Origin of the sequence: Micromonospora sp. M71_S20 (assembly GCF_003664255.1) — a bacterium.
GTDB lineage: Bacteria > Actinomycetota > Actinomycetes > Mycobacteriales > Micromonosporaceae > Micromonospora.
In genome coordinates this window covers 222,618-240,019 of sequence record NZ_RCCV01000003.1, presented here as the reverse complement: position 1 = coordinate 240,019, position 17,402 = coordinate 222,618, and the positions used below count along the sequence as shown (strand labels likewise).

Annotated in this window: 16 protein-coding genes; 10 read left to right on the top strand and 6 right to left on the bottom strand. The window is 74.1% G+C overall.

Translation table 11 applies throughout. The features are described 5' to 3' along the window. Positions 1-14 precede the first annotated feature (14 nt). Both DER29_RS26265 and DER29_RS26260 read right to left on the bottom strand, forming a co-directional pair. The gene (locus tag DER29_RS26265; protein WP_121400350.1) at positions 15-419 is read right to left on the bottom strand and encodes a YjbQ family protein; all 405 of its coding nucleotides are present in this window, start codon (positions 417-419) and stop codon (positions 15-17) included. A 23-nt stretch (positions 420-442) separates the two neighbouring features. Continuing rightward, on the bottom strand, positions 443-811 hold the full coding sequence (locus DER29_RS26260; RefSeq protein WP_148710107.1) for a hypothetical protein: 369 nt from the start codon (positions 809-811) through the stop codon (positions 443-445). Positions 812-1,009: 198 nt separating this feature from the next. Here DER29_RS26260 and aceE point away from each other — a divergent pair, with 198 nt between their 5' ends. Next, positions 1,010-3,754, top strand: coding sequence for a pyruvate dehydrogenase (acetyl-transferring), homodimeric type (gene aceE / locus DER29_RS26255; protein ID WP_121400348.1), 2,745 nt, complete (start codon positions 1,010-1,012; stop codon positions 3,752-3,754). Positions 3,755-3,889: 135 nt separating this feature from the next. Here the strand turns inward: aceE and DER29_RS26250 are convergent, their stop codons facing one another. Beyond that, a complete protein-coding gene (locus DER29_RS26250) occupies positions 3,890-4,336 on the bottom strand; it encodes an SRPBCC family protein (protein WP_121400347.1) in 447 nt (148 codons plus the stop codon). Positions 4,337-4,522: 186 nt separating this feature from the next. Here DER29_RS26250 and DER29_RS26245 point away from each other — a divergent pair, with 186 nt between their 5' ends. Genes DER29_RS26245 through gltX form a run of 3 tightly spaced genes read left to right on the top strand, consistent with a single transcriptional unit; the run spans position 4,523 to position 8,586 of the window. Next, positions 4,523-5,854, top strand: coding sequence for a GH1 family beta-glucosidase (locus DER29_RS26245; protein ID WP_233600167.1), 1,332 nt, complete (start codon positions 4,523-4,525; stop codon positions 5,852-5,854). Then, positions 5,851-7,128: an MFS transporter gene (locus DER29_RS26240; protein ID WP_121400346.1), complete on the top strand. Its 1,278-nt coding sequence runs from the start codon at positions 5,851-5,853 to the stop codon at positions 7,126-7,128. Before DER29_RS26245 ends, DER29_RS26240 begins: the two co-directional genes overlap by 4 nt. Before the next feature lie 48 nt (positions 7,129-7,176). Beyond that, positions 7,177-8,586: a glutamate--tRNA ligase gene (gltX, locus tag DER29_RS26235; protein WP_121400345.1), complete on the top strand. Its 1,410-nt coding sequence runs from the start codon at positions 7,177-7,179 to the stop codon at positions 8,584-8,586. 107 nt (positions 8,587-8,693) lie between these two features. Here the strand turns inward: gltX and DER29_RS26230 are convergent, their stop codons facing one another. Beyond that, positions 8,694-9,362, bottom strand: coding sequence for a copper resistance CopC family protein (locus DER29_RS26230; protein WP_121400344.1), 669 nt, complete (start codon positions 9,360-9,362; stop codon positions 8,694-8,696). Positions 9,363-9,584: 222 nt separating this feature from the next. Between DER29_RS26230 and DER29_RS26225 the strand changes: the two genes are divergently transcribed. Continuing rightward, entirely contained in the window at positions 9,585-10,235 is a 651-nt protein-coding gene (locus DER29_RS26225) for a hypothetical protein (RefSeq protein WP_121400343.1), read from the top strand. A 138-nt stretch (positions 10,236-10,373) separates the two neighbouring features. Here DER29_RS26225 and DER29_RS26220 read toward each other — a convergent pair whose 3' ends face one another. Together DER29_RS26220 and DER29_RS26215 are read right to left on the bottom strand one after the other, a co-directional pair. Further along, positions 10,374-11,300, bottom strand: coding sequence for an NADP-dependent oxidoreductase (locus tag DER29_RS26220; protein WP_121400887.1), 927 nt, complete (start codon positions 11,298-11,300; stop codon positions 10,374-10,376). Positions 11,301-11,336: 36 nt separating this feature from the next. Then, entirely contained in the window at positions 11,337-11,675 is a 339-nt protein-coding gene (locus DER29_RS26215) for a hypothetical protein (RefSeq protein WP_121400342.1), read from the bottom strand. A 253-nt stretch (positions 11,676-11,928) separates the two neighbouring features. Between DER29_RS26215 and DER29_RS26210 the strand changes: the two genes are divergently transcribed. The 5 genes from DER29_RS26210 to DER29_RS26190 all read left to right on the top strand — a co-directional run bounded on the left by DER29_RS26210 (position 11,929) and on the right by DER29_RS26190 (position 17,380). Continuing rightward, on the top strand, positions 11,929-13,113 hold the full coding sequence (locus DER29_RS26210) for a sensor histidine kinase (RefSeq protein WP_199729556.1): 1,185 nt from the start codon (positions 11,929-11,931) through the stop codon (positions 13,111-13,113). Between the two features lie 16 nt (positions 13,114-13,129). Next, entirely contained in the window at positions 13,130-13,798 is a 669-nt protein-coding gene (locus tag DER29_RS26205; RefSeq protein ID WP_121400340.1) for a response regulator transcription factor, read from the top strand. Positions 13,799-13,934: 136 nt separating this feature from the next. Beyond that, positions 13,935-15,191: a CdaR family transcriptional regulator gene (locus DER29_RS26200; protein WP_121400339.1), complete on the top strand. Its 1,257-nt coding sequence runs from the start codon at positions 13,935-13,937 to the stop codon at positions 15,189-15,191. A 78-nt stretch (positions 15,192-15,269) separates the two neighbouring features. After that, positions 15,270-16,439 (top strand): acyltransferase domain-containing protein, encoded by a 1,170-nt coding sequence (locus DER29_RS26195; RefSeq protein WP_121400338.1) that lies wholly within the window; start codon positions 15,270-15,272, stop codon positions 16,437-16,439. Beyond that, positions 16,436-17,380: a beta-ketoacyl-ACP synthase III gene (locus DER29_RS26190; protein ID WP_121400337.1), complete on the top strand. Its 945-nt coding sequence runs from the start codon at positions 16,436-16,438 to the stop codon at positions 17,378-17,380. The genes DER29_RS26195 and DER29_RS26190 overlap by 4 nt, the downstream gene beginning before the upstream one ends. Positions 17,381-17,402 lie beyond the last annotated feature (22 nt).

The following is a 17,402-nucleotide window of genomic DNA, read 5'->3' as shown; positions in this document are numbered from 1 at the left end:
CCGGGAACGGGCGGTCAGCCGGGGAGGAACGAGAAGCGGACGGTCCGGGTGGGGTTGTCGCCGTTGGGGTCGACCAGGCAGACCGACTGCCAGGTGCCCAGCGCCAGCTGGCCGTCGACGACCGGCAGCGTCGCGTACGGGGGGACGAACGCCGGCAGCACGTGGTCGCGCCCGTGGCCGGGCGAGCCGTGCCGGTGCCGCCAGCGGTCGTCGGTGGGCAGCAGGTCGTCGAGCGCGGCGAGCAGGTCGTCGTCGGAGCCCGAACCGGTCTCGATGATCGCCAGCCCGGCGGTGGCGTGCGGCACGAAGACGTGCAGCAGACCGTCGCCCTGCCCGGAGACGAACCGCTCGGCCTCCGCCGTGATGTCCCGGACGGTCGGCCGGGCCCCGGTCTGGACGGTGATCACCTCACTGCGCATACGACGCATTCTGCCCCAGCAGGTCAGTAACCGCCGCCGGAGTCCCCGCCACCCGACCAGCCGCCGCCGGAATCCCCACCGCCCCACCAGCCGGAGCCCGCGCCGGCGTCGGAGCCGTGGTCGCGGCTGTCGTAGCCGACCCCGGCGTCCCCGGCGGGCCCGACCGGTGTGAAGCCGACCCCCGCGTGCCGCCCGCCCGTCGGGCGGCGGCGACGCGGGCCACGCCGGGCGCCACGCAGCACCGCCAGGCCGAGCACCGCCAGCAGACCCCCGACCAGGACGATCGCGAGGAGGGCGCGGTGTCCCTCGCGCATTGCGATCCCGCCGCCGATCACCCCGGCCGCTCCGACCACCACCATGACCGCGCCGACGCGGGCCAGCCCTCTGTCCATGCCGCGCAGGGTAGGGAGGCCGGGCAAGGGGCGGGCTGCCCCGCCCGCCCGGGACGGGACGCAGCACCGGTTGCGCAAAGTTACCGGCGGGTACCTGTGTCGCGCGTCGCGTCTCCGGGCGGTGGGCGTGACGGCGGGTGCCACCAGGGGGCAGGATGGCGCTAGAGACCTATCCCACACAGAACCGAGGGAACGCCTGTGGCTACGGAACGCAAGCGCCCGGTGATCACCGCTGGTCTGCCGAGCCAGCTTCCGGACATCGACCCTGAAGAGACCAGCGAATGGGTCGAGTCGCTCGACGGTGTCATCGACGAGCGCGGGACAAAGCGCGCCCGCTACGTCATGCTGCGCCTGCTGGAGCGGGCCCGCGAGCGCCAGGTCGGGGTGCCGTCGCTGACCACCACCGACTACATCAACACCATCCCGCCGGAGCGCGAACCGTGGTTCCCGGGCGACGAGCACGTGGAACGGCGGATCCGGGCGTACGTCCGGTGGAACGCGGCCATGCTGGTGCACCGGGCGCAGCGCCCCGAGATCGGCGTCGGCGGGCACATTTCCACCTTCGCCAGCTCGGCCTCGCTCTACGAGGTGGGCTTCAACCACTTCTTCCGGGGCAAGGACCACCCGGGCGGCGGCGACCACATCTTCTACCAGGGCCACGCCTCGCCCGGCATGTACGCGCGGGCGTTCCTGGAGGGGCGGCTGACCGAGCACCAGCTCGACGGGTTCCGCCAGGAGCTGTCGCACCCGGGCGGCGGCCTGCCGTCGTACCCGCACCCCCGGCTCATGCCGGACTTCTGGGAGTTCCCCACGGTCTCGATGGGCCTGGGCGGGCTGAACGCGATCTACCAGGCGCGGTTCAACCGCTACCTGCACCACCGGGGCATCAAGGACACCTCGGACCAGCACGTGTGGGCGTACCTGGGCGACGGCGAGATGGACGAGCCGGAGACGCTCGGCGCGATCGGCGTGGCCGCCCGCGAGGAGCTGGACAACCTCACCTTCGTGATCAACTGCAACCTCCAGCGGCTCGACGGGCCGGTGCGCGGCAACGGCAAGGTCATGCAGGAGCTGGAGGCGTTCTTCCGGGGCGCCGGCTGGAACGTCATCAAGGTGGTCTGGGGCCGCGAGTGGGACCCGCTGCTCGCCGCGGACACCGACGGCGCGCTGGTCAACCTGATGAACACCACGCCCGACGGTGACTACCAGACCTACAAGGCGGAGTCCGGGGCGTACGTCCGGGAGCACTTCTTCGGCCGCGACCAGCGGACCCGCAAGATGGTCGAGGACCTCAGCGACGACGAGATCTGGAACCTCAAGCGGGGCGGGCACGACTACCGCAAGCTCTACGCGGCCTACAAGGCGGCGATGGAGCACACCGGCCAGCCGACCGTCATCCTGGCCAAGACGATCAAGGGCTGGACGCTGGGCTCGCACTTCGAGGGCCGCAACGCCACCCACCAGATGAAGAAGCTGACGCTGGAGGACCTGAAGACCTTCCGCGACCGGCTCTACCTGGACATCCCGGACAAGGCGCTGGAGGACAACCCCTACCTGCCGCCGTACTACACGCCGGGCGAGAAGTCCGACGAGATCGCCTACCTCAAGGAACGGCGCCAGCAGCTCGGCGGCTACCTGCCGTCGCGGCGCTCCGGCCAGAAGCGGCTCGCCATCCCCGGCCCGGAGCGCTTCGCCGACGTCAAGCGCGGCTCGGGCAAGCAGAAGGTGGCCACCACGATGGCCTTCGTCCGTCTGCTCAAGGACGTGATGAAGGACAAGGAGTTCGGCAAGCGCTGGGTGCCGATCATCCCGGACGAGGCCCGCACCTTCGGCATGGACTCGCTCTTCCCGACGCAGAAGATCTACTCGCCGCACGGCCAGCGCTACACCTCGGTCGACCGGGAGCTGTTCCTGTCGTACAAGGAGTCCATCGGCGGGCAGATCCTGCACGAGGGGATCAACGAGGCCGGCTCGGTCGCCTCGTTCACGGCGGCGGGCTCGGCGTACGCCACCCACGACGAGCCGATGATCCCGATGTACATCTTCTACTCGATGTTCGGGTTCCAGCGCACCGCCGACGGGCTGTGGGCCGCCGCCGACCAGATGGCCCGGGGCTTCCTGCTCGGCGCCACCGCCGGCCGGACCACGCTCAACGGCGAGGGGCTCCAGCACGAGGACGGCCACTCGCACCTGATCGCCGCGACCAACCCGGCGGTGGTCGCGTACGACCCGGCGTTCGCGTTCGAGATCGCGCACATCGTGGAGAACGGCCTGCACCGGATGTACGGCGAGGCGCAGGAGAACGTCTTCTACTACCTGACGATCTACAACGAGCCGATCCTCCAGCCGGCGGAGCCGGAGGGGGTGGACGTCGAGGGGCTGCTCAAGGGCATCTACCGCTACTCCCCCGCCCCGTCGGTGGGCGACGACGCGCCGAAGGCCAACGTGCTCGCCTCGGGCACCGGCATGCAGTGGGCGCTCAAGGCGCAGCAGCTGCTGGCCCAGGACTGGGGCGTGGCCGCCGACGTCTGGTCGGTGACCTCCTGGACGGAGCTGCGCCGGGACGCGGTGCAGTGCGAGGAGCACAACCTCCTCAACCCGGGCGCGGAGCAGCGGGTGCCGTACATCCAGCAGAAGCTGGCCGACGCCGACGGCCCGAAGGTCGCGGTCAGCGACTGGATGCGCGCGGTGCCGGACCTGATCGCCCGCTGGGTGCCCGGCGACTACACCTCGCTCGGCACGGACGGGTTCGGCATGTCCGACACCCGGCACGCCCTGCGCCGGCACTTCCACGTCGACGCCGAGTCGGTGGTGGTGGCGACGCTGCGGCAGCTCGCCCTGCGCGGCACGGTGCCGGCGAGCGTGCCGGCCGAGGCGGCCAAGAAGTACGCCATCGAGGACGTGAACGCGGCCCCGGTCGGCGAGACCGGCGGCGACAGCTAGGACGTACGTGACGAAGGGCCCGGCGCACCCGCGCCGGGCCCTTCGTCGTCCGACGAGCGAGGCGGCGGTGGTCCGGAGTCCCTGGCGGGGACACCGGGCCACCGCCGTCGCGGGTGACGCCAGGACGTGCCCGGCTCAGCCGACGGCGGCCAGATCGGTCAGCCGGGCGAGCGAGTCCTCCAGGTCGGCGCCGACCCTGCGCAGGCCGAGGCGGAGCAGGGCGGCCTTGACCGGACCGGCCGGCCAGCGCACGACGATGAGTCGCACGATCGTCCCGCCCTCCTCCTCGTCCGCGGTGAGCTGGACGTAGATCTCGGTGCGCGCCTCCGCCCGGGCACCGGCGCCCTTGGCGCGTTCGCGCCAGCCGATCAGGGTCGGCGCCTGATAGGCGATCACCTCGGCCTCATGCGCGGCGCCACGTCCGGCCTGGACGAGTTGTCGTCGTCCGAAGCCCTCTCCCGAGAGCACCTCGGCCGCACGGACCCCCGCCAGCCAGGCCGGCAACTGCTCGGCCCGCTGCACGACGTCCCAGACCGCTTCCACTGGCGCCATCACGTGCGCACTGCGTTCCACGAGGATCATTTCCGTCTTTCCTCCAGTGAGGACATCCCACGATATCGGCACTCTATGCGCAAATTCGGACGTACTGGGACGGGTTTGGAAAAGACACGCCGAAATCCATTGCGCTGCGACGCCGGAAGACCTATGGCGCATCGATCGACGGCGCTCTAGAGTCGCGAACACGATTCACGTACGCCGGGAGGGCGCATGTCGACCGCAGCGATGCCCGAGTTCCCCGCCGGATTCCGCTGGGGAGTGTCCACCTCCGCCTACCAGATCGAGGGCGGCGTCGACCAGAACGGGCGGGGAGCGTCCATCTGGGACACCTTCGCCCACACCCCCGGGCGGATCGCCGACGGCAGCACCGGCGACGTGGCCTGCGACCACTACCACCGGCACGCCGAGGACGTCGCGCTGCTGGCCGGGCTGGGCGTCTCGGCGTACCGCTTCTCGATCGCCTGGCCCCGGGTGCGGCCCACCGGCGACGGCCCGGTCGACGGGCGCGGCCTGGACTTCTACGACCGGCTGGTCGACGACCTGCTCGCCCACGGCGTCGACCCGGTCGCCACGCTCTTCCACTGGGACCTGCCGCAGGCCCTCGAGGACGCGGGCGGCTGGCTGAACCGGGACACCGCCCACCGCTTCGCCGAGTACGCCGACGCGACCGCCGCCCGCCTCGGCGACCGGGTGAAGCTCTGGATCACCCTCAACGAGCCGTTCATCCACATGAGCCTCGGCCACGGCACGGGCGAGCACGCCCCCGGCCGGACGCTGCTCTTCGACGCCTTCCCGGTGGCCCACCACCAACTGCTCGCCCACGGCCTCGCCGTCGCCGCGCTGCGGGCACGCACCACCAGCCCGATCGCCATCGCCAACAACTACTCGCCCGTGCGGCCGGCCGGGGACACCGACGCCGACCGGGCGGCCGTCGCCGCGTACGAGGCGCTGCACAACCGCCTCTTCACCGACCCGCTGCTCGGCCGGGGCTACCCCGACGGGCTGGGCTTCGACACGGGCGTGGTGCGCGCCGGGGACCTCGACGTGATCGCCGCGCCGATCGACGTGCTGGGCGTCAACTACTACAACCCGACCGGCGTACGCGCCCCGCAGGAGGGCTCGCCGCTGCCGTTCGAGTTCGTGCCGCTCGACGGATACCCGCGCACCGCCTTCGACTGGCCGGTCGCCCCCGACGGGCTGCGCGAGCTGCTCGGCTGGCTGCACCGCACGTACGCCGACGACCTGCCGCCGATCCAGGTCACCGAGAGCGGCTGCGCGTACGACGACACGCCCGACGCCGACGGCCGGGTGCACGACCCGGAGCGCATCGCCTACCTCGACGGGCACCTGCGCGCGGTACGCGCGGCGATGGCCGAGGGCGTCGACGTGACCGGCTACTTCGTCTGGTCGCTGCTGGACAACTGGGAGTGGGCGGAGGGCTTCACCAAGCGCTTCGGCCTCGTGCACGTCGACTTCGACACCCGGGCGCGTACGCCCAAGTCCTCGTACGCCTGGTTCCGTGACCTGATCGCCCGGCCGTGACCACCGTCGATCCGACGCCCGCGTCGCTGCCGGCGGCGCTCGCCGAGCCGACCGTGCCGGTGCGGCGGGGCTGGATCGCGCTGATCTTCGCGGCGAACCTCGGGGTCTGGATGGCGTTCTTCACGCCGATCCAGGTGCTGCTGCCGCAGCAGCTGGGGCGGATCGCGCCGGCCGACAAGGAGACCGCGCTGGCCGTGGTCACCGGCCTCGGCGCGCTCGCCGCGGTGCTCGCCAACCCCCTCGCCGGGGCGCTGTCGGACCGGACCTGCCTGCGGCTGGCCGGGCGGGAGTTCGGCCGGCGGCACGTCTGGACCGCCGGCGGCGCGCTGCTCGGCGCGGCGGCCCTGGTGCTGCTGGCGCAGCAACGCACCGTCGCCGGGGTCGCGCTCGGCTGGGTAGCCGCGCAGGTCTGCTTCAACGCGATGCTGGCCAGCCTCACCGCCGCCGTGCCGGACCGGGTGCCGGTCGCCCAGCGGGGCGGCGTCTCCGGCTGGGTCGGCATCCCCCAGGCGCTGGGGCTGGTGCTCGGGGTGGTGCTGGTCACCGCCGTGGTGAGCGGCACCGCCGCCGGCTACGTGGCGATGGCGGCGGCGGTGCTGCTGCTGGCCCTGCCGTTCGCGCTGCTCACCGCCGACGACCCGCTGCCCCGGGCGCACCGCCCGGCGCTGCGGTGGCGCGCCCTGCTCGCGTCGATGTGGATCTCGCCGCGCCGCCACCCCGACTTCGGCTGGGCCTGGATCACCCGGTTCCTGGTGCAGCTCGGCAACGCCCTCGGCACGCTCTACCTGCTCTACTTCCTCACCGACGAGGTGCGCCACGTCGACCCCGAGGGCGGCCTGCTGGTGCTGATCCTGCTCTACACGGCCGGCCTGGCGGCCACCGCCGTGGTGGCCGGGCGGCTGTCGGACCGCTCCGGCCGGCGCAAGGTCTTCGTCATCACCGCCGGCGGGATCATGGCGGTCGCCGCGCTGCTGCTGGCCGTCGCGCCGGTCTGGCCGGTGGCCGTGGTCGCCGCGCTGCTGCTCGGCGCCGGCTACGGCGTCTACCTGTCGGTGGACGCCGCGCTCATCACCCAGGTGCTGCCGGCCGCTGCCGACCGGGCCAAGGACCTGGGCGTGATCAACATCGCCAACTCCGCCCCGCAGGTGCTCGGGCCGGCGATCTCCGCCCCGCTCGTGGTGCACCTCGGCGGCTATCCGGTGCTCTACGCGGTCACCGCGGCGGTCACCGTGCTGGGCAGCGTCCTGGTGCTGAAGATCCGCTCGGTGCCCTGAGCCGCACCCCTGGCGGAATCCGGTCGCGGGCCGCCGTAGGCTGGGGACGTGACGGTACGTGTACGCTTCGCCCCCTCCCCGACCGGTATGTTCCACGTCGGCGGCGCCCGCTCGGCGCTGCAGAACTGGATCTACGCCAAGCAGCAGGGCGGGGTGTTCGTGCTCCGCATCGAGGACACCGACGCGGCCCGCAACAAGCCGGAGTGGACCGAGGGCATCCTCTCCGCGCTGGACTGGATCGGCATCGAGCGCGGCAGCTACGAGGGCCCCCACTTCCAGTCCCAGTACGCCGGCGAGCACCGGGCCGCCGCCGCGCGGCTGCACGAGTCCGGCCGCGCGTACTACTGCGACTGCACCCGCGAGACCGTGCAGGCCCGCACCGGCTCGCAGTACCAGGGCTACGACGGCTTCTGCCGCGACCGGGGCCTGACGGCCGGCGAGGGGCGCGCCCTGCGCTTCCGCACGCCGGACGAGGGCGAGACCGTGGTGGTCGACCTGATCCGCGGCGAGCCCACCTTCGAGAACAAGCTGATCGAGGACTTCGTCATCGCCCGGGGCGACGGCTCGCCGGTCTTCCTGCTCGCCAACGTGGTCGACGACATGACCATGGGGATCACCCACGTGATCCGGGCGGAGGAGCACCTGCCCAACACCCCCAAGCAGCAGCTCCTCTGGGACGCCCTCGGGGTCAAGCCGCCGATCTGGGCGCACGTGCCGGTGGTGGTCAACGAGAAGCGGCAAAAGCTCTCCAAGCGCCGGGACAAGGTGGCCCTGGAGGCGTTCCGGGACGAGGGCTACCTGGCCGAGGCGATGCGCAACTACCTGATGCTGCTCGGCTGGGCGCCGTCGGGCGACCGGGAGATCGTCCCGTGGCCGGTGATCGAGGAGGAGTACCGGCTGGAGGAGGTCAACCCCTCCCCGGCGTTCTTCGACGAGAAGAAGCTCCGGGCGTTCAACGGCGAGTACATCCGGGCGCTCTCGGTCGAGGAGTTCGTCGAGGCCTGCCGGCCGTGGCTGACGGGCACCGGCACCATCGCCCCGCCGCCGTGGCAGCCGGAGGAGTTCGACGCGGACGCCTTCGCGGCCGTCGCCCCGCTGGCGCAGACCCGGATCGCGCTGCTCAGCGAGATCGTGCCGAACGTCGACTTCCTCTTCCTCGACGCGCCGCTGATCGACGAGGCCGCCTGGGCCAAGGCGATGAAGGAGGGCTCGGCGGAGCTGCTGGACGCCGCCACGGCGGCGTTCGAGGCGCTGGAGTCGTGGGACGCGGAGACGCTGAAGTCGACGCTGGAGGCGGTCGGCGCCGAGCGCGGGCTCAAGCTCGGCAAGGCCCAGGCCCCGGTGCGCGTCGCGGTCACCGGCCGCACCGTCGGGCTGCCGCTGTTCGAGTCGCTGGAGGTGCTCGGCCGCGAGCGCGTCCTGAGCCGGCTGCGCGCCGCCCGGGTCCGCCTGGTCTGAGCCGCCGCGCGGGCCACACCGCGCCAGCGCGACGTACCCCTCGGCGCCCGGACCGTCCGGTCCGGGCGTCGATGCGTCGAGCCGTCCGGCGTCGGGGCGGGCGCCGCTCAGCGACGGGCGGAGCGGCGGCGCAGCAGCAGGCCGGCCGCGAGGGCGGCGAGGAGAAGCACGCCGCCGAGGGCCCACAGCCAGCCGCGCCCGGCCGCGTCGTCGCTCTCCTTCGCCGCCGGTACCGCGGATCCCGGCGAGCCCGCGCCCGCCGGATCGGGCACGGCCGAGCTCGGCGCGGCGCCGGGCGAGGTCGGCGCGGCATCGGCCGAGGGCGGTACGGCCGACGCCGGGGCGGTCTGGCCTGCGGTGCCCGCACCGGTCGGCGACTCGGCGGGGGTGCCGGTGGTCAGGGTGAACCGCACCTCGCCGGAGACCGGGTGCCCGTCGCTGGACGCCACCCGGTAGTCGACGATGTAGAGCCCCGCCCGGCCCGGCTTGAACGGCACGCTCACCCGCGAGCCGGAGAAGGTCGGCGCGCCGCCCAGCGCGGCCACGTTGTCCGGACCGGTGACTGTGATCTTCGTCGTATTCGGATCCACCTTCGCCAGGAAACGCAGCTCGATCCGGGACGGCGCCTCGGCCACCCGGGCGCCGTTGCGCGGATCGCTGCCGGTCAGCGAGTTGTGGGCGGCCGCCGGCGCGGCTGGCAGCAACAACGACACACCGAGCGCCACGCCGAGCACCACTGGCCAGGTGCGCGCCACTCGTGGGAACCTGCCCCCCATGAACCCCTCCGTAAAGGTACGATCCGCCCGCTGATCAACGGCTACCGTTCATTGGTCGGGCCGGGATCACAGATAGTTCCAATTACTGTTCCACGAGCTGCAACCGATCGACGTTCTGCGCAGTCTTGAGGGTGGCACCCTGCACGGGTTCGGTCACCCCCGTCAGCCAACCAACGCGTGACCTGCAGCAAGCCAGCCATCGAACGGGGCGAGGAGGCGGCGATGGTCCGAACGATGCGGCGGTTGGTCGCGGTGTTGGCGGGCGGGCTCGCGGCGGCGGTCCTGTCGCTCGGTCCGGCCGGGACGGCGACGGCGGCACCGAAGCCCCCACCGGCCGGAGTGGAGATCACCGGGCAGGGGTTGGCGGAGCCGCTGCGGCTGCGCGCCGAGGCCCAACCGGCGCACGTGGTGGCGATCATCGACCAGGTCAACTTCCTCGGCCGCACGGGGCAGCCCAAGGGCCCGAAGACGGCCGACCTCGGTCCGAAGTACACGGTCGTGGTGTTCGCCGGTGACGTACCGAAGCAGACGTACGACCTCTACCCCAAGGCGGTCGGCGGGCCGCGCGTCTACCGCCCGGCCAAGCAGCCGGACGCCCGCAAGACCGTCGCGGGCTGGTTCCTGGGCCGGCTCAGCATGTCGGAGACCCTCCGCACGGCGGGCGTGCCGCTGGAGCGGCAGTTCGACACCGTCAGCGGGGGCGTCGGCGGCGGCGAGCGGGTCATCCCGGAGGACGCCCTCAACCCGGCGAAGGACATCGACGAGGCGCTCGGCGAGTTGCAGCGGCTGCTGCTGCTCAACGTCGCGGTGGTGCTGGTCATCACGTCGGGGCTCGCCGGGATCGCGCTGCTGGTCCGCCGCCGCACCCGCTGACCCCGCGCCAGCCCGACCGTCACCCGACGCCGCTCCGCCCGTGCCGGCCCCGCCCGGGGCCGGGTCGGCGCGAGCCGGGCCGGCACGGGCCGGGCGCGGGCCGACGTCCCCGGCCGACGCGCACGGCCTCCGGCCGGGTCAGACCTCCAGGACCACCTTGCCGCGGACGTGCCCCGCCTCCACCAGGCGCTGCGCGTCCGCCGCCTGCGCCAGCGGGAACGTCCGTTCCACGTGGACGGTCAGCCGGCCGGCGTCCACCAGCCCGGCGAGCATGCCCAGGTCCACGGTCGACGGCTTCACGAACAGATAGCTGCCGCCCAGCCGGGTGACGTGCTCCGGGTCGGCCGTCGAGATCAGCCGCGCGGGACGGGTGATCAACTCGGCCGACACGTCGAGCGCGTCGCCGCCGAACAGGTCGAGCACCACGTCCACCCCGTCGGGCGCGACCGCGCGGACCCGGTCGGCCAGCCCGTCGCCGTACGCGACCGGCTCGGCGCCCAGCGACCGGACGAAGTCGTGGTTGGCCGCGCCGGCCGTGCCGATCACGCGGTCGGCGCCGAGCGCGCGGGCGATCTGCACCGCCAGGTGGCCCACCCCGCCGGACGCCCCGTGCACCAGCACCGTGTCGCCGGCGCCGGTGCGGGCCGACTGGAGCGCCTGGTACGCCGTGAGACCCGCCAGGGGCAGGCCGCCCGCCTCGGCCCAGGACGCCCGTACCGGCTTGGCCGCCAGCGTCCGCTCGGGCGCCGGGACGAGTTCGGCGTACGTGCCGTACTGGACGTGGTCGCGTCGGACGTAGCCGACGACCTCGTCGCCGACGGCGAACCCGGTCACCGCCGGCCCGACCGCCTCGATCACCCCGGCCGCGTCCCAACCCGGTACGAGCGGGAAGTGGCCCGGAATCGCACCGGCCAGGTACCCCTCGCGCACCTTCCAGTCGACCGGGTTCACCCCGGCCGCCCGGACCCGTACGAGCACCGTGTCCGGGCCGACCGGCGGGTCGGGCAGGTCCCGGACGGTCAGCAGGTCGGCCGGGCCGTACGTGTCGATCGCGATCGCCTTCACCCCGACCACGCTAGCGGCCGGGCGGCGTCGCCGTGGTCAGCACCAGCGGCGTGGCGGCCGCTCGCGGCGGGTGACGCGCTGCCGGGGGCGGACCGGGCCGTGCCGGTGCGCGCCGGCCCAGCCGGGCAGGTCGCTGCGGCAGCCCGGGACTTCCGCCGGCTCGGCCTCGCCGGTCGCAGCCGGCTCGGCGACGCGCTGCCGGGGCACCGTGACGTCGTCCTCGGGGCGCTCGGGCGCGCGGGCCGGGTGCTCCGGCGAGTGGGCCGGGAACCCGCCGGGCAGTCGGCGGTGCTTGGCTGCCGCCGGCTGCTCGTGGTGGCCCGGCCGGCAGGGCTCGCCCTGGGCGCAGCCGTGCTCGGCCTCCCCGTGCGCCATCGGAGTCTCCTCACGCTCGCCCCGCCCGCCGGGGTCGCTCCGACGGGCCCTGTCACCGTACTGGCCGGCACCGACGCCCCCCGCAGCCACCCGACTCCCCCACCCCGCACACCCCCCTCCCGTCGCGATCATGGAGTTGTGGTGCGAATTTCGTACGCCGGTGCTGCTTTCGTCCCCCACCACGACTGCATGATCGGCGGGAACGGGCGGGGTGGGGGTGTGGTGGGATCGGGGGGTGGGAGCGGGGAGTCGGGTGGGGAAGTGGGTGGGGGCCGGGACGGGTGGGCGCGATCTTCTGCTCGCGTGCGCGTCCCTGGTCGGCGGGGCGGTCATGTACGGCCTCGGCACGCAGCCCCAACTGTCCTGGCACCCGGGCCTGCCGGAACCGCTGTTCCTGCTGCCGCTGGCGGTGGTCTGCGTGGCCGTGGGCCTGCGCCGGGTCGCCACCCGGGCCAGCCTGGCGCTCGGCACGGTGGCGGTGCTGGCCGACCTCGCGATGGGCGGCTCGCTGGCCACCGTCCTCGTCTACACCCAGGTGCTCTACGACGCGTGCGTGTTCGGCTCGGCCCGGACCTGGCGCCGGCTGCTCCAGGTCATGGTCGGGTTGAGCGTCCTCGGCACGGCGGTGGGGATGCTGCTCAGGGGCGACTGGCGGGGCGTGGGCTTCGGGGCGCCCGTGGTGCTGGCCGGGGTGCTGCCGGTGCTCACCGGGATCAGCGTGCGGCAGTACCGGGACCAGGCGGTCGCCGAGCGGGCCCGGGCCGAGCAGACCGCCCGGCTGGTGGAGCTGGACCGCCGGCAGGCGGTCGGTGCGGAGCGGGCCCGGATGGCCCGGGAGCTGCACGACGTGATCGCCAACCACCTCAGCGCGGTGGCCATCCACGCCACGGCCGCACTCTCCGTCCCCGGACTCGACCGGTCGCAGGTCGAGTCGGCGCTGCGCGTGATCCGGGAGAGCAGCGTGCAGGGGCTGGGCGAGATGCGGCAGATGATCGGCCTGCTGCGGGAACCGGCGGAGGGCGGGACGGCCGCCGACGCGACCGACGAGACGACCCGGGCGCGGCTCAGCGAGGTGGACGCTCTCGTGGACCGGGTCCGCGCCGCCGGGCTGACCGTACGGGCGACCCGGCGCGGCGAGCCCCGCGCGCTGCCGGTCGGGGTGGACCTGGCCGCGTACCGGATCGTGCAGGAGTCGCTGACCAACGCGCTCAAGCACGGCGCCGGCGAGGCCGACCTGCTGGTCGCGTACGAGCCGGCGGGGGTGGTGGTGGGCGTGGAGAACCCGGTCGGCGCCGGCCGTGGCACCCTGACCGGCGCGGGCGCCGGCCTGATCGGGATGCGGGAGCGGGCGGTGCTGCTCAACGGCCGGTTCGCCGCCGGTCCGGCGGGGGGCCGCTGGCGGGTACGGGTGGAGCTGCCGACGGAGGTGGCGCCGTGAGGGGACGGGGCGCGACATGGCCGAGGTGATCCGGGTGCTGCTCGCCGACGACCAGCCGGCGGTGCGGGCCGGGCTGGCGCTGATCCTGGCCGGGGCGGCCGGCGTCGAGGTGGTGGGCGAGGCCGAGGACGGCGCCGAGGCGGTCCGGCTGTGCCGGGAGCTGCGCCCGGACGTCGCGGTGCTGGACGTGCGGATGCCCCGGCTGGACGGCATCTCGGCCACCCGGGAGATCACCGCCGACCGGCTCGCCGACGTGCTCGTGCTCACCACCTTCGACGTCGACGAGTACGTCTTCGGGGCGCTGCGGGCCGGCGCGGCGGGCTTCGTCCTCAAGGACATCGACGCGGAGGGGCTGGTGGCGGCGGTACGGACGGTCGCCCGGGGCGAGGGGTTCATCGCCCCGGCGGTCACCCGCCGCCTGATCACCGCGTTCGCGGCGACCGCCCCGGCCACCTCCGCCGCGGCCCCCGGGGCGGTGGACGCGCTGACGCCCAGGGAGCGCGACGTGCTGGCCTGTCTCGGGCTCGGCCTGTCCAACCAGCAGGTCGCCGACCGGTTGGCGATGGCCGAGAGCACCACCAAGACCCACGTCAGTCGGATCCTCGCAAAGCTGGACCTGCGCAGCCGGGTGCAGGCCGCCATCCTGGCCCAGGAGCTGGGACTGCCCGCCCCGCCGCCGGCCTGACCGCACCGCCGCCCGGGGCACGGCCTTCGTCCTGACGGGCGGGCCGCCCGGGGGTCACGGCGGGTGGACCGCCCGGGGCACGGCGGGCGGGCCGCCCGGCGCGGAGCCGCAGGTCGGGGCGTGTCAGGCTGGGGCGGTGAGCGAGCCGGGCGGGACGGAACTGTCGGCCACGCTGCGCCGGATCGAGCGGGCGGCGGGGGCGCTGGCCAGCGCCAGCGTGGCCCGGATGGACGAGGCGCTGCCCTGGTTCCGCGACCTGCCGCCCGACCACCGCTCCTGGGTGATGCTGGTGGCCCAGGCCGGGGCCCGGTCGCTGGTGCAGTGGCTGCGTGACGGCGGCGGCAGTGCGGACAGCACCCAGGAGGTCTCGGACGAGGTCTTCGCCACCGCGCCGCAGGCGCTCGCCCGCTCGATCAGCCTCCAGCAGACCGTCGCGCTGGTGAAGGTGATGATCGACGTCGTCGAGGAGCAGGTCTCGCACCTGGCGGCGAAGGGCGAGGAACAGCAGTTGCGCGAGGCGGTGCTGCGCTTCTCCCGGGAGATCGCCTTCGCCGCCGCCCGGGTGTACGCCCGGGCCGCCGAGTCGCGCGGTTCGTGGGACGCCCGGTTGCAGGCGCTGCTGGTGGACGCGCTGCTGCGGGGCGACTCGCCGGACGTGCTGGCGAGCCGGGCGGCGGCGCTCGGCTGGGCGGACGCCCCGCCGGTGGCGGTGGCGGTCGGCCGCTCCCCCGGCGGGGAGGTCTCCGCCGTGCTGCACACCGTCCACCGGCAGGCCCGGCGTATCGGCACGGAGGTGATCGGCGGGGTGCACGGCGATCGGCTGGTCATCGTGCTCGGCGGCGCCGCCGACCCGGTCGCGGCCACCGGAAAGCTGCTCGGCGCCTTCGGGGACGGGCCGGTGGTGGTCGGTCCGGCCGTACCGAGCCTGGACGAGGCGACCGAATCGGCGCGCGCCGCGCTGGCCGGCTTCCGGGCCGCACCGGCCTGGCCGACCGCGCCCCGGCCGGTGCCGGCGGACGACCTGCTGCCGGAGCGGGCGCTGGCCGGGGACGCGGAGGCGCGCCGACGGCTGCGGCACGACGTCTACGCCGCGCTGGTGCGGGCCGGCGGGGAACTGCTGGAGACCCTCGACGCCTTCTTCGCGGCCGGCGGCACGCTGGAGAGCGCCGCGCGGTCCCTGTTCGTGCACCCGAACACGGTGCGCTACCGGCTGCGGCGGATCTCCGACGTCACCGGCTTCTCGCCGCTCGCGGCGCGGGACGCGTTCGCGCTCCAGGTGGCCCTCACCGTCGGCCGGCTCGACCCGGTGGTCCCGGTGGTACCAACCCAGACAATGACCACGAGTGTCAACAAAACGCCACACACAGGTGATGATCGCCGCCGATTTTTGTAGGAACCCTCCAAAGGTTCTAGTGCGGTTTGGTCGAAGGCGGCACAGCGCTACCCGCGCGTATCCGGGAGAGTCATAGACGTGCTCGCCGTACTCTCACCCGGCCAGGGTTCCCAGAAACCCGGCTTCCTGACTCCCTGGCTGGACCTCACCGGCGCCGAGGCACGTCTGCGCTGGTGGTCGGCGCTGGCCGGGGTCGACCTGCTGCACCTCGGCACCGCCGCCGACGCGGACGAGATCAGGGACACCGCGCGGACCCAGCCGCTGCTGGTCGCCGCCGCGCTGCTGGCCGCCGAGCACCTGCCGATGTACGACGTCACGCTCACCGCCGGCCACAGCGTCGGCGAGCTGGGCGCGGCGGCGCTCGCCAGGGTGCTCCCGGCGGAGGCGGCGATCACCCTGGCGGGCGTACGCGGCCGGGAGATGGCCGCCGCCTGCGCCCTGGAGCCGACCGGGATGGCCGCCGTGCTGGGCGGGGACCCCGACGAGGTGCTCGCCTCGATCGTCGCGCACGGGCTGCACCCGGCCAACCGCAACGGCGCCGGCCAGTTCGTCGCCGCCGGCGCCGTCGAGGGGCTGGAGAAGCTCGCCGCCGAGCCGCCCGCGAAGGCCCGGGTGATCCGCCTGAAGGTGGCCGGCGCCTTCCACACGCCGTACATGGCCCCCGCCGAGACGGCGCTGGCCGCCGTGGCCGCCGGGATCACCCCGACCGACCCGGCCCGGATCCTGCTGTCGAACCTCGACGGGGCCGCGGTCAACCACGGGCGCGACATGGTGCAGCGCCTGGTCCGCCAGGTCACCGCGCCGGTGCGCTGGGACCTCTGCATGCGTACCCTGGCCGACCTCGGGGTGACCGGCGTGGTCGAGCTGCCCCCGGCCGGCACCCTCGCGGGCCTGGTGAAGCGGGAGCTGAAGGGGGCCGGCGCCCCCGAGGTGGTCACCCTCAACACCCCGGACGACCTGCCCGCCGCCCGGGACCTGATCGCCCGGCACGGGATGGCGCCGGGCCACGAGCCGACCATGCAGTTCCGCGTGGTGGTGGCCCCGTCGGCCGGTACCTTCGAGCCGGCGCGGGAGCTCGCCGAGGGCGACACGCTCCGCGCCGGCCAGGTCGTCGGCCACGTGACCACCCGGCAGGGCCCGGTCGAGGTGACCGCGCACGGCAGCGGCGTGCTCACCGAGTGGCTCGCCCACCACGACGACCCGGTCGCGCCGGGCCAACCGCTCGTCCGCATCGGAGGACACGCATGACCGGCAGCCGGATCGTCGCGCTGGGGCACTACCAGCCCTCCCGCGTGGTCACCAACGACGACATCGCCCAGCTGGTCGAGACCAGCGACGAGTGGATCCGGGACCGGGTCGGCATCGTCACCCGGCGGATCGCCGACGGCGAGACGGTCGCCGACATGGCCGCCGCCGCCGCCGGCAAGGCGCTGGCCAACTCCGGGCTCACCGCCGCCGACATCGACCTGGTCGTGGTGGCGACGTGCAGCTCCGCCGACCGCAGCCCGAACGTGGCCTGCCGGGTCGCCGCCAAGCTCGGCATCACCGCGCCGGGGGCGTTCGACCTCAACACGGCCTGCTCCGGCTTCGCGTACGCGCTGGGCACCGTGGACCACGCCATCCGGGCCGGCGCCTCGCGCAACGCCCTGGTCATCGGCGCGGAGAAGCTGTCCGACATCGTCGACTGGACGGACCGCTCCACCTGCATCATCTTCGCCGACGGCGCCGGCGCCGCCGTGGTGTCGGCAGTCGGCGAGGGCGAGCCCGACGGCGTCGGCCCGGTGGTCTGGGGCTCGGTGCCGGAGCGCGGCGACGCGGTACGCATCGAGGGCTGGCGCCCGTCCATCCAGCAGGAGGGCCAGTCGGTCTTCCGCTGGGCCACCACGGAGCTGGCGCCGCTGGCCCGGCAGGCGTGCGAGCGCGCCGGGGTGGACCCGTCGGAGCTGGCGGCCTTCGTGCCGCACCAGGCCAACGCCCGCATCATCGACGGCATCGTCAAGCGGCTCGGCATCCCCAACGCGATCGTCGCCAAGGACATCGTCGAGTCCGGCAACACGTCGGCGGCGAGCGTGCCGCTGGCCCTGTCCAAGCTGGTCGAGCGGCGGGAGGTGCCGTCCGGCGCCCCGGTGCTGCTCTTCGGCTTCGGCGGCGGCCTGACCTACGCCGGTCAGGTCGTCCGCTGCCCCTGAGAAGCCCCTCCGGCCGCTGCGC

Excerpts from the sequence above, each read along its gene's own strand:
- DER29_RS26215 (WP_121400342.1), bottom strand. The coding sequence starts at position 11,675 with ATGGCGCACGGGGAGGCCGAGCACGGCTGCGCCCAGGGCGAGCCCTGC.
- DER29_RS26250 (WP_121400347.1), bottom strand. The coding sequence starts at position 4,336 with ATGATCCTCGTGGAACGCAGTGCGCACGTGATGGCGCCAGTGGAAGCG.
- DER29_RS26245 (WP_233600167.1), top strand. The coding sequence starts at position 4,523 with ATGTCGACCGCAGCGATGCCCGAGTTCCCCGCCGGATTCCGCTGGGGA.
- DER29_RS26225 (WP_121400343.1), top strand. The coding sequence starts at position 9,585 with ATGGTCCGAACGATGCGGCGGTTGGTCGCGGTGTTGGCGGGCGGGCTC.
- DER29_RS26230 (WP_121400344.1), bottom strand. The coding sequence starts at position 9,362 with ATGGGGGGCAGGTTCCCACGAGTGGCGCGCACCTGGCCAGTGGTGCTC.
- DER29_RS26205 (WP_121400340.1), top strand. The coding sequence starts at position 13,130 with ATGGCCGAGGTGATCCGGGTGCTGCTCGCCGACGACCAGCCGGCGGTG.
- DER29_RS26260 (WP_148710107.1), bottom strand. The coding sequence starts at position 811 with ATGGACAGAGGGCTGGCCCGCGTCGGCGCGGTCATGGTGGTGGTCGGA.
- DER29_RS26190 (WP_121400337.1), top strand. The coding sequence starts at position 16,436 with ATGACCGGCAGCCGGATCGTCGCGCTGGGGCACTACCAGCCCTCCCGC.
- DER29_RS26265 (WP_121400350.1), bottom strand. The coding sequence starts at position 419 with ATGCGCAGTGAGGTGATCACCGTCCAGACCGGGGCCCGGCCGACCGTC.